Source organism: Mesonia sp. HuA40 (assembly GCF_008017835.1).
Taxonomy (GTDB): Bacteria; Bacteroidota; Bacteroidia; order Flavobacteriales; family Flavobacteriaceae; genus Mesonia.
In genome coordinates this window covers 179,154-194,568 of sequence record NZ_VRLT01000029.1, presented here as the reverse complement: position 1 = coordinate 194,568, position 15,415 = coordinate 179,154, and the positions used below count along the sequence as shown (strand labels likewise).

The window sequence follows — 15,415 nt, the reverse complement described above, 5'->3', positions numbered from 1 at the left end:
ATTTCGGTTTGCTCAAAAAGAAACGATTATACTCACTAAAGAATAAAGTTTTTCTTTTGCTTCTGTTTTTGGGCATGGGAGCAATTTGGTGGTTTTGCTTACCACAGAAACTGTTTGATAAGCCTGTTTCTACAGTTGTTTATAGTCAAAACGGATATTTGCTCGGTGCTCGTATTGCTAAAGATGGCCAATGGAGGTTTCCTTCAAGCAAAAAAATTCCTTACAAATTTGAAAAAGCAATTTTACAGTTTGAAGATGCTTATTTTTATAAGCATCCTGGGTTTAATCCAGTTGCTATAGCAAAGGCCGCCTATCATAATTTAGCTTATGGTAAAAGGCGAGGAGCCAGTACCATAACCCAGCAGGTGATAAGGCTTTCTAGAGGCTCGACTAAACGAACCTATACCGAAAAACTCATTGAATTTGCAAAGGCACTACGCTTAGAATTGAGATACTCAAAAGAGAAAATTTTAAATTTTTATGCTAGTTATGCCCCTTTCGGGGGAAATGTAGTAGGGCTAGAAACAGCATCTTGGTGTTATTTTGGTGTATCGGCAACAGATTTAAGTTGGGGACAAGCAGCTGGTTTAGCTGTTCTACCTAATGCGCCTTCACTTGTTTTTCCTGGTAAAAATGAAAAGCTTTTAAGGCAGAAAAGAAATCGCTTACTCAAAAAATTACTAAAAAATAAAATTATAGACCAAGCGACTTACCAACTAGCTTTAGCCGAAGATTTACCTCAAGAACCTTTAGCGCTTCCAGATCTGGCTCCTCATTTTGTAGAAAGAATAAAACAGCATCAACCCAAGAATCCAGTAACCAGCGATATCGATTATTTTTTACAGCAACATATCAATCAAATCGCTAAACAACACGCTCGACAACTATCACACAACCAAATTAAAAATTTAGCCATTTTAGTTTTAGATGTGCCCACGCGAAAAGTTATCGCTTATTTAGGCAACCAACCCGATTCACCTCAAGATCCTTATGTTGATGTTATACAACAACCCAGAAGTGCGGGGAGTATTTTTAAGCCCTTTTTGTTTACCGCGGCATTAGATGAAGGGAATATTTTACCAAATACCTTATTGGCCGATATACCTACCAATATTAATGGGTATTCCCCTTTAAACTTTGATAAATTATACCGTGGTGCCGTACCGGCAAACGAAGCCTTGGCAATGTCTTTAAATGTTCCTGCCGTTCGATTATTGCAAGATTATGGAGTAGAAAAATTCTATAAGAAACTAAAACAGCTTAATCAGCACAAGGTCAATAGGCCTGCTGCGAGCTATGGTCTATCTTTAACTTTAGGTGGTGCCGAGTGCAGTTTATGGGAAGTAACCTATGCCTATGCCAATATGGCCAGTACGTTAAACTTCTATTCAAAAAATTCTAGTACTTATAGAGCTAATGAGTTTAAAATAAATACAATTCTGCCTGAAAAGGCTGAGCATTTTGGAGCGCTAACACAGGAATCACCTGTTTTTGGAGCTGGTGCGATTTATCATACCTTTAAGGCGCTTAAAAAAGTAAATCGCCCCCAATCTGAATTGAATTGGCAATTTTATTCCAGCGCACAACCCATTGCTTGGAAAACAGGAACCAGCCATGGTTTTAAAGATGCTTGGGCTGTAGGAGTTACCCCAAAGTATGCAGTAGGCATTTGGGTAGGCAATACAGACGGTGAAGGCAGGCCCGGTTTAACAGGAGTTAAAGCCGCTGCCCCCATTATGTTTGAGGTTTTTTCAAAATTACCTGTTTCAAAAGATTTTGATATTCCATATGATGATCTGATAAAAAAGAATATTTGTAAGCATAGCGGTATGTTAGCTGGTTTGCAATGCCCTGAAACAGAAGAATCATATATTCCTAAAAAAGGAGAAAACACAAGCACATGTAAATTTCATCAAATCATCAATTTAGATTCGAATTTAAAATACCAAGTAAATTTAAATTGCTATGACAAACAGAAAATTAGACAGCAATCCTGGTTGGTTTTACCCACACTTTGGGCATACTACTACAAACAATTTAATCCACATTATAAAGACATACCAGCTTTTTCGCCTGAATGTTCTCAAAGCTTGCCAGATATAATGCATTTTATTTTTCCGGTAAATCAAGAAAGTATTTTACTTCCCAAAGGATTTAACGAAAAATCTAATCCTCTTGTTTTAAAACTAGCTCATCGCTTTCCAGAAAAAGAAGTGTATTGGTATTTAAATAAAAAATTTATTGGAAAAACCCAACATTTTCACGAAATGCAAATCTCTGCGCAAGTAGGGAAATATCAGCTGCTGGTTTTAGACGAATTGGGTAATCATTTATCTCAAGATATCGTCATTCAAAACAATTAAAAATCATTTGAAGAAAATTAACATTAAATTAGTTCAGTTGTTACTGAACTAATTATACTTTTGCATTCCAAATTCTATTTATTATGGTAAGTTGTAGTGAAGAAAAGAAAAACCTAGTAGAGCGTTTAGGTATTCAATTTGAGCGTGAATTAAACATTACTCCACTGGCTGCCCGCATATTGGCCTTGCTTATATTAACTCCGTCAGAGGGTCTTACATTTGATGAAATCACGCAAATTACTGGAGCCAGTAAGAGTTCTATTTCGACCAATGTGAATTTACTGCTTCAATTAAAGACTATAGATTATTTCACAAAGCCAGGAGATCGTAAACGTTATTTTAAAGTAACAAGCAATTATTTAGAGATTAACTTAAATGAGAATCTTTTAAAGGTAAATCGAGAATTAGAGATAATCGATAGTATAGATCAATTCAATAGAAAATATGAAGATAACCAGTCAGAAAAGCGAAAAATACGGCAGTTATACCAGGAATATCTCAGATCTCAACAAGAAAATTTGAAAGAAACTATAAAGAAAATATCTAAAATCTAAGTCAAGAAAAATAATACTATGAAAAACAATAAAATACCTTTCGTTTTTGCAATATTAACGGCTTTAATACTGGGCTCTTGTAAAGAAAATGCATCGGCTGGACCCGGTGCGATGGGCCCTAAGCAAGTTCCGGTTACAAAAGCAATCACTAAATCGCTCACAGGCTATGAAACTTACCCTGTTAGCATAGAAGGCACAATAAATAGCCAAGTTAGACCAAAAGTAACGGGATATATTACCCAAGTAAAAGTTGATGAAGGCCAGCAAGTAAAAGCGGGAGAGGTACTTTTTAGGTTAGAAACTGAAAGTTTATCACAAGATGCCCAAGCAGCTAAAGCTAATGTAAATGCAGCACAAGTAGAGGTAAATAAATTAAAACCACTAGTTGAAAAAAATATTATTAGTGCCGTACAACTTGAAACTGCAAAAGCAAAATTAGAGCAAGCAAAAGCCAATTACAACAGTGTATCGGCTAGCATAGGTTATGCGACTATAAAAAGTCCGGTTAACGGGTATGTAGGTTCTATAAATTATAGAAATGGCGCTTTAGTTTCACCAAACGATGTCTTGACTACAGTCTCACAAACCGATAATGTTTATGCTTTTTTTAGTATGAATGAAAAGCAATATTTAGATTTTATCGCTAATGCGGAAGGAAAAGATTTACAAGACAAAATAGATAATTTTTTACCTGTAAAACTGCGTTTAGCCAATGACGAAATCTATAGCGAATCGGGAAAAATTGAGACGGTTTCAGGTCAAATAAATAAACAAACAGGTACGGTAAGTTTTAGAGCTCAGTTTCCTAATCCTAATAGAATTTTAAGCAATGGTAACAGTGGGAAAATATTAATTCCGAAAAAATATGACAACAAGGTTGTAATACCAGAATTGTCAAGTTTTGAAAGACAAGGTAAGGTTTACGTTTTTGGCGTTCAAGGAGACACTTTAGCGGTAGAAAAACCTATTGAAGTGCTTGATCGCGTATCTAACTTGATTGTGGTAAAAAAAGGGATTAAGGAAGGTGATACATTTGTAGCAAAAGGTACCGGGCAGCTTAGAAACAATATGCCTATCAAACCTATGCTTGTACCATTCGACAGTATTGCCAAGCCTATTGAAACCATATTTAAATAATTAATAGCTCAGCTCATTATGTTAAAGAAATTTATAGAGAGACCTGTATTAAGTACAGTAGTCTCCATTGTAATTGTGATTTTAGGAATTTTAGGGATTATAAGCCTTCCTGTCTCACAATATCCAGATATCGCACCTCCAACCGTACAGATTACCGCTAATTATCCAGGAGCCAATGCAGAGACCGTTCTTGAAAGTGTAATTATTCCTATTGAAGAGCAAGTAAATGGGGTAGAGGGTATGGACTATATTACCTCTACCGCAAGTAATTCAGGTAGGGCAGAAATTCAAGTATTTTTTAAACAAGGTTACGATCCAGACATTGCTGCGGTTAACGTACAAAACCGGGTTGCCCGAGCCAACCCCTTATTGCCGGCAGAAGTTGTGCAAGCTGGTGTAATCACGCAAAAACAACAAACCAGTGCATTGATGTTCTTGGCTGTTTTATCTAAAAATAAAGATTATGATGCTACTTACATTCAAAATTACTTAAATATCAATGTTCTACCCGCTTTAAAAAGAATTGATGGGGTAGGAGATGTAACCGTTTTTGGAACACGTAACTATGCCATGCGAGTATGGTTAAAACCTGAAAAATTAGCTGCTTATAACCTGATGCCTTCAGACATACGTGCAGCAATTAACGAGCAAAGCACCGAAGCTGCCGCAGGTAGTTTGGGTCAAAACAATGCCGAGTCTTTTGAATACGTTATCAAATATAGCGGAAGATACAAAACTGAAGAGCAATACAAAGAAATCATAATAAAAGCCTTAGACAACGGAGAGTATCTTAGACTTGGCGATGTAGCCGAAATAGAGCTAGACGCCGAAGGGTTTAATGTTCAAGCTACCACCAATGGTTACCCCGCAGTTAATATGGCAGTTTACCAAACGCCAGGTTCAAATGCACAAGAGATTATTAAGCAAGTACACGAAGAATTAGATGAATTTGAGAAAAGTTTCCCGGAAGGTTTAGAGGTTTACATCAACTTAGATTCAAACGAATTTTTAGAAGCTTCTATAAGTAAGGTTATCAGTACGCTAATTGAAGCTTTTATTCTAGTTTTTATCGTTGTTTTTATTTTTTTACAAGACTTTAGATCAACGTTAATTCCTGCCATTGCAGTTCCTGTTTCTATTATTGGTACATTTTTCTTTTTAAATTTATTTGGTTACTCTATTAACCTACTTACCTTATTTGCTTTGGTTTTGGCTATTGGTATTGTGGTAGATGATGCGATTGTGGTGGTTGAGGCTGTACACGCCAAATTAGAAGAAGGGGCAAAATCAGCTTTATCGGCCACGCGTACCGCTATGGATGAAATTACAGGGGCAATTATTTCAATTACCTTGGTAATGGCTGCGGTATTTATTCCGGTGACCTTTATAACGGGTCCAACAGGTGTTTTTTATGAGCAATTTGGTATTACATTGATTGTAGCCATAGCTATTTCAGCTATTAATGCCTTAACCTTGAGTCCGGCATTGTGTGCTTTATTTTTAAAAACCAACCACGAAGAGCACCAAAATAAATCTTGGTTACAGCGTTTTTACCATAAATTCAATACAGCTTTTGAGGCTACTACACAACGCTACGTTAAAAGTTTATCTTTTCTCTATAAACATAAGTGGATCACGCCATTCATATTGGTTTTGGCTGTAGCCGGAATTTACTTTGCAGTAGAGAAAACACCAACAGGCTTTGTTCCTAATGAAGATAGAGGGGTTCTTTTTGCCAATATAGAGTTGCCTGCGGGTGCATCTTTAGATCGTACAGTGGCAATTACCAATCAATTAAAAGATAAAGCCAATCAAATTCCTGGTGTAACCGGAGTAACTGTTGTAAATGGTTTTAGTTTAATTAGTGGACAAGGAAGTAACTTTGCAATTGCCTTTGTGCGCCTGGCTCCTTGGGATGAGCGAACAGATGATGCTTTATCATCAGATGCCATTACCGGACAACTATTTGGTATAGGTGCACAGATTCAAGGTGCAAAAATGATATTCTTTGCACCACCTAGTATACCTGGATTTGGAGTTTCTTCTGGTTTTGAGTTTAAATTACTGGACAAAACTGGGGGAAGTTTTAATGATTTAGACTTAGCTGCTCAAAATTTCTTGAGTAAATTAAATCAGCGACCAGAAATACAGTATGTTCAGAGCTCGTTTAACACTAATTACCCCCAATATGAGCTTAATATAAATGTACCTAAGGCAAAAGAGGCAGGGGTTTCAATTGCTAGCATATTTAATACACTACAAGGTTATATTGGTAGTATTTACACCGCCGATTTTTCGCGCTACGGCAAACAATATCGTGTTTTCTTACAGGGCCTTCCCGAAGATCGAGCTAGTGTTGAAGATTTAAACTCTATATACGTACGAAATAATACAGGTGAAATGTCACCAATTACTACTTATATCGATTTAAAACGCGTTTATGGTCCGCAACAAGTAACTCGATTTAACCTATTTAATTCTGTAGGCATAAGTGGAGCTTCGGCTCCAGGATTCTCTTCTGGTGATGCTATTGCAGCCTTACAAGAAGAAGCTAGTCAACTTTCAACAAAATATGGAATTGGATATTCTGGTTTAACAAGAGAAGAAGTAAATGCAGGATCACAGGCTTTCTTCATTTTCTTATTAAGTATTGTTTTTGTGTATTTTATTTTAGCAGCACAATACGAAAGTTATTTTATACCATTTGCGGTACTACTATCATTACCTGTTGGGGTAGTAGGAGCCTATATGGTTACCTATTTTGCAGGATTGCAAGCCAATATTTATTTTCAAATTGCATTGATTATGCTGGTTGGTTTACTAGCAAAAAATGCCATTTTGATTGTAGAATTTGCTATGCAGCGTAGGCAACATGGCATGCCCATTGTAGAAGCGGCTTTAGAAGGTGCAAAAGTAAGATTAAGACCAATTCTAATGACCTCTTTGGCTTTTATCATAGGTTTATTGCCTTTGGTTTTTGCCTCTGGTACAGGTGCAGAAGGTAACCGTTCTATTGGTACAGGTGCAGTAGGCGGGTTATTAATAGGTACTATTTTAGGGGTGTTTATTATTCCTATACTTTATATTTTCTTTCAGTGGTTACAAGAAAAAGTTGTGGGTAAAACCATTCTTGAAAAAGAAAAAGAAGCACAAGAATTAAACGAAAAAAATGCATAATGAAAAAAAATAGAATATACAATCTTTTGCTAATTGCCAGTATGCCCTTTTTGTTGGTTTCCTGCTTTGCGGCAAAAGATTATCAAAAGCCAGAAGTGCTTGAAGAAGCTCATTTTAGAACAGATCAAATAGCTAAAGACTCTACTTCATTAGCCCAAGTATCTTATCAAGATTTATTTACTGATAGTGTTTTGCAAGACCATATCAATACCGCGCTTAAAAACAATATCGATATCCGGGTGGCTTTGCAGCAAATTATCGCTGCCGAAGCTTATCTAAAACAAGGTAAAGCAGGATATTTACCTAGTTTAAACGCCAATGCACAATGGACCCACCAAGAATTGGCTAGAAACAGTCAATTTGGTAGTTTCTTTGATGGTGCTTTAGATCAATATGAATTAAGTGCCGGCTTATCTTGGGAGGCCGATATTTGGGGAAAAATAAGAAGCCAAAAAAGAGCATTTGAAGCTTCTTACCTGCAAAGTGTGGCCGCACATAAGGCTGTTAAAACACGATTAATTGCCTCTGTAGCGAATATTTACTACCAATTACTTGCCTTAGATGAACAGATTAAGATTACCGAACAAACCATAGAAAACAGGCAAAATAGTTTATCAACTACCAACGCCTTGAAAGAAGCTGGGAATTTAACAGAGGTTGGGGTTCAACAAACCGAAGCGCAATTGTATACCGCTCAAGCCATATTGGTAGATTTGCAAAAACAGGTACGCTTATTAGAAAACAGTATGTCTATTCTTTTAGGAGAGGCACCTCAATTTATTCCTCGATCGGCTTTGAGCGAGCAACAAATTATTACCGAATTAAAAACTGGAGTGCCAGCACAACTTTTAAGCAATAGACCCGATGTAATTGCTGCCGAGATGGCATTTAGAAATGCTTTTGAGCTTAGTAATGTTGCCCGTAGTAACTTTTACCCATCTTTAACTTTAACCGCCAATACAGGCTTTCAGAGTTTAGATTTAAGTGAGTTGCTTGATGCCAACTCATTATTCGCTAATGTAGTTTCTGGCTTGGCCCAACCTATATTTAATAAACGCCAAATAAAAACGCAATATGAAGTAGCTCAAGCCCAACAAGAACAAGCAAGATTGCGTTTTAAAGAAGCTATTTTACAAGCGAGTAAAGAAGTTTCAGATGCTATGTATGCCTACCAGGCTGCTGAAAAAAAGCAAATTCTAAAACAAAAAGAATTTAATGCTAACCAAAAGGCTACAGATTATTCTGAAGAACTATTAAATAATGGGTTTGCTAACTATTTAGAAGTGCTTACCGCTAGAGAAAATGCTTTAAATTCTCAATTAGGTATGATCGATGCAAAATACAATCGTTTAAAAGCAATTGTAGATTTATACCGTGCCTTGGGAGGCGGATGGCAATAGATAAAATTGTATTACAGGCAAAAAAGCAAATCGAAAAAATCGATTTGCTTTTTTTTACCAGTTTATAAAGGGTAATTTCATTAAGGAGGCATTATAATAAGCCTTATTACCTGTCACTTCTTCTCCTATCCAATCGGGTAAAGCAAGTGGTTGATTTATATTTTCTAATTCAGCTTCAGCTACCACTAATCCGCTATTTTCTCCTAGAAATTCATCTACCTCAAAAACTTGACCTTCAAATTTCACGTAGTAGCGATACTTTTCAATTTTACCCGGCTCACAGATTTTCAAAAGTTTTTCTGCATCAGCTACAGCTATAGATTGTTCCCACTCAAACCGACTCAAGCCTTTTTCATCAGATTTACCTTTAACGGTTATCCATGCTTTTTGTTCTTGAATTCTAATACGTACACTGCGTTCAGGATGCGTATTTAAATAGGCTTGAATGGTATATTTTCTCTCAAAAGCCAAGGCTTTATACCGGCTGTTTTTTACTAAAAATTTACGTTCTATTTCGTGCATTTGTATGAACGGATTTAAAAAATATTGTATAGAAACAAAGGTATTGCTAAATGCATTGTTAGCAAATCATTATTTCTTATTCTAACTTTGTAGCATGGTAAAAGAGCGCAAAATAATACATATAGATATGGATGCATTTTACGCCTCTGTTGAGCAACTGGATCATCCAGATTTACGAGATAAACCCATTGCAGTAGGCGGTGGCGGTAAAAGAGGTGTGGTAGCCGCCGCGAGCTATGAGGCCCGTAAGTTTGGGGTACGAAGCGCTATGAGTGGTAGGTTAGCTAGTAAGCTTTGCGCAGATTTAATTTTTATAAAACCACGATTTGAACGTTATAAAGAAATATCTGCGCAAATACGCAGCATCTTTTTAAGTTATACGCCTTTAGTAGAGCCTTTGTCGCTTGATGAAGCTTATTTAGACGTGACTGAAAACTTAAAAGACTTAAGTAGCGCAACGCAAATTGCTCGTTTAATACGAGCAGAAATAAAAGAGAAAACTGGGCTTAATGCTTCTGCAGGCATTTCAATTAATAAATTTGTAGCTAAAATTGCTAGTGATATAAACAAGCCTAACGGCCAAAAAACCGTACCTCCCGAGGAAGTTGAACAATTTTTAGAAGATTTAGAAATAAAAAAGTTTTTTGGTGTTGGTAAAGTTACCGCACAAAAAATGTATCAGCTTGGAATTTTTAAAGGTTCAGATTTAAAATTAAAATCACTAGAATTTTTAGAAAATCATTTTGGGAAAAGCGGTAAATTATATTACCAAGTTGTAAGAGGGGTGCACCTAAGTGAAGTGAAGCCAGAGCGAGTACGTAAATCTGTTGGTGCCGAGCGCACTTTTTCAAACAATATTAGTTCTGAAATTTTTCTTGAAGAACGCTTAAGCCAAATTGCTACAGAAGTAGCTCAGCGCCTAGACAAAAATAAATTCTCAGGCAAAACCATTACGCTTAAAATAAAATATGGCGATTTTAGTGTACAAACTAGAAGTAAAACTCTAGCTTTTTATATTCGAGATAAAGCACTTATTCTTGAAAATGCTAAGACACTTTTGTATCAAGAAAAATTGCAAAATTCGGTGCGTTTAGTAGGGATATCAATAACTAATTTAAAAAAACCTGGACATGCATCCGTAAAGCAAGAACCAACAACAATTATAGGTAAACAACTTAAATTTGAATTTTAATCTAGGCAGCTTATTTACTTGTTATATTTACAGCATGAAAAAAACCTTAGGAAAAGATCAACGTTTAAAAAGTAAGACAGCTATAAAAGCGCTGTTTGAAAATGGAGAAACGCAGAAAAAATTTCCGCTCAGAATGGTATATAAACCTGCTTTCAAAAAAGATCAAGAAGCTCCAAAAATAATGGTTAGCGTTCCTAAGCGCAACTTTAAACTTGCTGTAGACAGAAATCGCATCAAAAGACAAATACGCGAAGCTTACCGGTTACAAAAAGACCAGGTTAAGCTGCATAAAAACTATAATATCTTGTTTATTTTTCTAGGTAATAGAAAGCAGACTTCTACCACTATTTCAAAAGCAATGCAGCAGCTTTTAATCGAATTTAATAAAAAAGTTTAGCTTTAAGAGCCACTAAAAATCTAATCTATACTTGAATTTTATTTGCTTATATTTACCCAACAGGTTTTCTTCTGTAATCAACTTTTTAAAGCAAAACATTCATGAAAAAAGGAATAATAGGAATAATGCTGGTAGGTATTTTTATACTTACATCGGGATTTAAAAATGATTTTTTTGCTATAGCCAAGCAATTAGAACTTTTTACTTCTGTTTTTAAAGAAATAACCATGAATTATGTAGATGAAACCAATCCTGCAGAATTAATGGATACAGCTATAACAGCTATGTTGCGTGAATTAGATCCTTACACCCAGTATTACAATCAACAAGAGGTTGAACAAGCACGCATTAATCAATCGGGTGAGGTAGCCAGTATTGGGGCACGTATAAAAAGTAATGAAAACAAATTAATTGTTGTAGCCTTAACCCAAGATTCCCCGGCAGATCAAGCTGGATTACAACCCGGCGATGAATTAGTACGAATAAATGATATTACAATAAGTGAATATGCAGATAATGCCATCAACTTACTCAATGGGGCGGCTAATACCAGTGTGAATATTGCGTATAAACGCCAAGGTAAAATTTATGAGGCTCAAATAAAAAGATCTGCTCGAAAAGAAAAGGCGGTACCTTTTTATAATTTAGATAAAGAAGCCAACGGGTATATTGTACTTAAAGAATTTACGAGAACTGCTTCTTTTGAAGTAGGAATGGCGGCAAAAGATTTAATAGATCAAGGCGCAAAAAGATTGATTTTAGATTTACGTAACAACCCAGGCGGATTGTTAAGTGAAGCGGTAAATGTTGCTAATTTATTTGTACCAAAAAACACTTTGATTACCTACACCCAGTCTAATATTGATAAATACAATCAGAATTATAAAACAAAAAATGAAGCTTTAGATACACAAATACCCTTAGCTATACTTATAAATGCAAAAAGTGCTTCTGCAAGCGAAATTGTTGCGGGTAGTTTACAAGATTTAGATCGGGCAGTGATTATTGGAGGTAAAAGTTTTGGTAAAGGATTGGTACAACGCCCTAAAAATTTGAGCTATGGTTCTCAAGTTAAAATAACCATTTCGCGGTATTATACCCCCAGCGGAAGATGTATTCAAGCTTTAGATTATAGCAAAAACGGCCAGGCTAAAGAAAATAAGAAGCACAAAGCATTTAAAACCAAAGCAGGTAGAATAGTTTATGATGCAGGAGGTATAACACCAGACGTAAGTTTAGCTTCTTCTTTAGTAAGTCCTGTCACCCAGGCACTACTAGACCAAGATTTGATATTTGATTTTAGCACTCAATATTACCTTAATAACAAAGGGGTAAATATGAATTCTTACCCTAAAAACTCTGCAATTTTTAAAGCATTTAACCAATTTCTTAAAAAGGTTGAATTTAATTATGAGACCAACACTGAAAAAGATTTAAAAAAGCTTAAAGAACAAGCCGAAAAAGAAGGAATGGCTACAAAATTGAATGATGCATTAAGCAATTTAGAACTTCAGCTTAAAAACACAAAAGCCGAAGCTATTGAAAGACAAAAGGAAGAGATACTATACTGGATAAATAAGCAGTTATTATCTAATTATTTTTATGAAAAAGGAGCCTATGAATATTTTTCTAAACACAATTCCGAAATTTTAGAAGCCAAACGCATTTTAAATGATACTAAGGCTTACGCCGATATTTTAAATAAAGCTTAATTTATAAATATGCGCGAGAGGTATAAAAATCAATTACAATTCTTGGGTTATCAAAAAACTCATCATTTAATTTTACCAGATTCCTTTTACGGAATAGATTTTTTTAAACTTCCCACTAAAGAAAACCCTATACAAGCTGAAGAATTAGCATCACTGCCCGATAAATTAGTTTTAGGTAAACGTGCTGAAGCATTTTTTGAGGCCGAAATAAATAAATCTAACCGCTATGATATGTTGGGTAGCAACCTGCAAATAATAGAGGATAAAATAACCTTAGGCGAGATTGATTTTTTACTGAAAGATTTAAGTTCTGGTGATTTTTTGCACGTGGAGCTAGTATATAAATTTTATTTACTTGATACCCGTATTCAAAATCCGCTTGAAGCTTGGGTGGGAGCTAACCGAAAAGATTCCTTATTACGGAAATTAGATCATTTAAAAAATCATCAGCTTCCGCTTTTACAAAATCATAGCGTTCAGTATTTTTTAAAAAAATTGGGTATTAACCCCAACCAAATTAAGAATCAATATGCTCACTTTAAAGCCCATCTTTTCTTACCAAAAGGATATAATAAGTCCATTTTACCTTATTTAAATCCTAACTGTATTTCGGGTACTTACGTAGATTTAAATAGCTTTACAAGTGATACGTATTTTAGAGATAAATTTTATTATTCTCCCTTTAAAAAAGACTGGAGTATATCTCCTCATTTAGATGTGAATTGGGTAGATTACAACAAACAATTAGAAGAAGTTGACTTTCTTGCTCAAAATAAGAAATCATCTTACTTATGGGTAAAAAATAAGCTCGATTTGATCGAGCTTATTTTTGTAGTTTGGTGGCCTATCGGTTAGAAATTAACTTACTTTGCTACTTCCCATTACGGTATAAGAGGGGTCCTCAATAATATTCACTTGTATAATTTTCTCTGCATTATGTAAAAGTCTTCTACAATCTGGACTTAAATGTTTGAGGTGTATTTTTTTACCTTGTTTTAAATAGCGTTTGGTTAGTTTGTTAACGGCATCGATGGCACTCATATCTGCAATTCTACTTTCGGCGAAATCAATAATCACTTCATCGGGATCATTTTCTACATCAAATTTACTCGTAAAAGCCGTGGTCGAACCAAAAAATAAAGGTCCGTACAATTCATAATGTTTCACTCCCTTTTCATCTACATATTTTCGAGCACGTATTCGTTTAGCGCTTTCCCAAGCAAATACCAATGCCGATATAATAACACCAATAAGTACAGCTAAGGCTAAATTATGCAAAATAATGGTTATAAAAGTTACCACGAGCATAACAAATATATCGTGTTTAGGCATTTTTGAAAGTGCTTTAAAACTTGCCCATTCAAAAGTACCAAAAGCCACCATAATCATAACGCCAGTTAAAGCCGCCATTGGTATTAATTCTATTACAGGAGCTCCCACTAATATTATTACTAATATGGTTAAGGCCGCCACAATACCCGATAATCTTGCTCTAGATCCGGAGGATAAATTTACTAGAGTTTGCGCAATCATAGGGCAACCTCCCATTCCAAAGAAAAAACCGTTGGTAATATTGGCAGCACCCTGCGCTAAGCACTCCCTATTGCTATTTCCTTTGCTATTGGTAATTTCATCTACAAGGTTTAAAGTTAGAAGTCCTTCGGTTAAACCTACTGCCGCCATTATTAGGCCATAGGGCAAAATTATCTTAAGCGTTTCTAAGGTAAATGGAATGTCAGGAATATGAAATGGAGGCAAACTACCGCTTACTGAGGCAATATCTACAACCTGTTTAGTATCTATATTGAAGACTAGTACCAATATAAAAACAACCAAAATAGCTACTAAAGAAGCAGGAACAGCTTTTGTTATTTTTGGTAAAATTAGGATAATACCTATGGTTAATGCGGTAAGACCAGCCATAATTAAAAATGGTGTTCCTGTAAGCCAAGTATACTCTCCATTCATTTTAATTTTGAATTGCTCTAGCTGAGACATAAAAATAATCACCGCTAAACCATTTACAAATCCAAACATAACGGGTTGTGGAACCAACCGAATGAATTTACCTAGTTTAAAAAGCCCTACCAAAATTTGTATAATACCTGCAATAGCTACCGCTCCAAAAACGTATTCTAAGCCATGCGATTGCATTAATGCGATTAATACCACTACGGTAGCCCCAGCACCGCCAGAAACCATACCTGGTCTACCTCCAAAAATGGCGGTAATTAATCCCATTATAAAAGCCGCATATAAACCCACTAGCGGAGGGAAATCTGCTAAAATGGCGAAAGACAGCGATTCTGGAATCATTGTCATAGCTACGGTTAAACCGGCTAATATTTCTGTTCTATAATTTACTTTTTGCTTAAAGTCAAATAAATTGAGTACTTTTTTCATAAGGTAATGGGCTTTATCACTTGAAAATCAACCTGAAAGCTCGTTTTTTAAAATAGCTTGCAAAAGTAGAAAAAATAGATGACTTTATGGGTCTATATAGCTTAAGCTATTTATAGTAAAGCATATTGATATGCGGTATCCCATCTTCTAAGTAAGAGTCTCCTGTTTTCACAAATCCTAAGAAGGTATAAAATTCTAATAAATAAAGCTGTGCTGAGATTCGAATAGAGGAGGTAGAGTAGTGTGATGCTATTGCCTTTATGGCGTGGTGCATAAGTTGTTGTCCAAAAGCTTTTTTACGTTGGTTTTTTGCAACCAAAACCCTGCCAATACTAGCTTCAGTAAAATAAAGTCCGGGTTTAAAACAACGAGCATAAGCTACCAATTCATTATCTTTATAACCAAGTATATGCAAAGCCTGTTGATCTTTATTATCTAGATCTGGATACAAACAATTTTGTTCGAGAACAAAAACATCAGCGCGAAGTTTTGCAAGCGCATACAGCTGATTTAAAGAAAGTTGATTGAAAGTTTTTTGATAAAAGGTAATAAGCATAT

Annotated in this window: 12 protein-coding genes; 9 read left to right on the top strand and 3 right to left on the bottom strand. The window is 35.4% G+C overall.

Translation table 11 applies throughout. The features are described from left to right. Window positions 1-8 precede the first annotated feature (8 nt). The 5 genes from pbpC to FT993_RS07130 all read left to right on the top strand — a co-directional run bounded on the left by pbpC (window position 9) and on the right by FT993_RS07130 (window position 8,631). Window positions 9-2,363: a penicillin-binding protein 1C gene (pbpC, locus tag FT993_RS07150; protein WP_255504443.1), complete on the top strand. Its 2,355-nt coding sequence runs from the start codon at window positions 9-11 to the stop codon at window positions 2,361-2,363. A gap of 83 nt (window positions 2,364-2,446) precedes the next feature. After that, on the top strand, window positions 2,447-2,917 hold the full coding sequence (locus FT993_RS07145) for a GbsR/MarR family transcriptional regulator (RefSeq protein WP_147861856.1): 471 nt from the start codon (window positions 2,447-2,449) through the stop codon (window positions 2,915-2,917). Window positions 2,918-2,935: 18 nt separating this feature from the next. Beyond that, window positions 2,936-4,054 (top strand): efflux RND transporter periplasmic adaptor subunit, encoded by a 1,119-nt coding sequence (locus tag FT993_RS07140; protein WP_147861855.1) that lies wholly within the window; start codon window positions 2,936-2,938, stop codon window positions 4,052-4,054. A gap of 18 nt (window positions 4,055-4,072) precedes the next feature. Continuing rightward, window positions 4,073-7,231: an efflux RND transporter permease subunit gene (locus FT993_RS07135; protein ID WP_147861854.1), complete on the top strand. Its 3,159-nt coding sequence runs from the start codon at window positions 4,073-4,075 to the stop codon at window positions 7,229-7,231. Next, a complete protein-coding gene (locus FT993_RS07130; protein WP_147861853.1) occupies window positions 7,231-8,631 on the top strand; it encodes an efflux transporter outer membrane subunit in 1,401 nt (466 codons plus the stop codon). The genes FT993_RS07135 and FT993_RS07130 overlap by 1 nt, the downstream gene beginning before the upstream one ends. A 54-nt stretch (window positions 8,632-8,685) precedes the next feature. On the opposite strand, the gene FT993_RS07125 is transcribed toward FT993_RS07130, so the two are convergent. Continuing rightward, window positions 8,686-9,153, bottom strand: coding sequence for a CYTH domain-containing protein (locus FT993_RS07125; protein WP_147861852.1), 468 nt, complete (start codon window positions 9,151-9,153; stop codon window positions 8,686-8,688). A 94-nt stretch (window positions 9,154-9,247) separates the two neighbouring features. On the opposite strand from FT993_RS07125, the gene dinB reads away from it, so the two are divergent. The 4 genes from dinB (at window position 9,248) to FT993_RS07105 (ending at window position 13,309) form a co-directional block, all read left to right on the top strand. Further along, window positions 9,248-10,345, top strand: a complete 1,098-nt coding sequence (gene dinB, locus FT993_RS07120) for a DNA polymerase IV (protein WP_147861851.1) — start codon at window positions 9,248-9,250, stop codon at window positions 10,343-10,345. A gap of 34 nt (window positions 10,346-10,379) precedes the next feature. Beyond that, window positions 10,380-10,742, top strand: coding sequence for a ribonuclease P protein component (rnpA, locus tag FT993_RS07115; protein WP_147861850.1), 363 nt, complete (start codon window positions 10,380-10,382; stop codon window positions 10,740-10,742). A gap of 101 nt (window positions 10,743-10,843) precedes the next feature. Beyond that, entirely contained in the window at window positions 10,844-12,454 is a 1,611-nt protein-coding gene (locus tag FT993_RS07110) for a S41 family peptidase (protein ID WP_147861849.1), read from the top strand. Between the two features lie 9 nt (window positions 12,455-12,463). Then, the gene (locus FT993_RS07105) at window positions 12,464-13,309 is read left to right on the top strand and encodes a DUF1853 family protein (protein WP_147861848.1); all 846 of its coding nucleotides are present in this window, start codon (window positions 12,464-12,466) and stop codon (window positions 13,307-13,309) included. 3 nt (window positions 13,310-13,312) lie between these two features. Here the strand turns inward: FT993_RS07105 and FT993_RS07100 are convergent, their stop codons facing one another. Further along, window positions 13,313-14,857, bottom strand: a complete 1,545-nt coding sequence (locus FT993_RS07100; RefSeq protein ID WP_147861847.1) for a SulP family inorganic anion transporter — start codon at window positions 14,855-14,857, stop codon at window positions 13,313-13,315. Between the two features lie 106 nt (window positions 14,858-14,963). Further along, entirely contained in the window at window positions 14,964-15,413 is a 450-nt protein-coding gene (locus FT993_RS07095; protein WP_147861846.1) for a GNAT family N-acetyltransferase, read from the bottom strand. Between the last annotated feature and the right edge of the window lie 2 nt (window positions 15,414-15,415).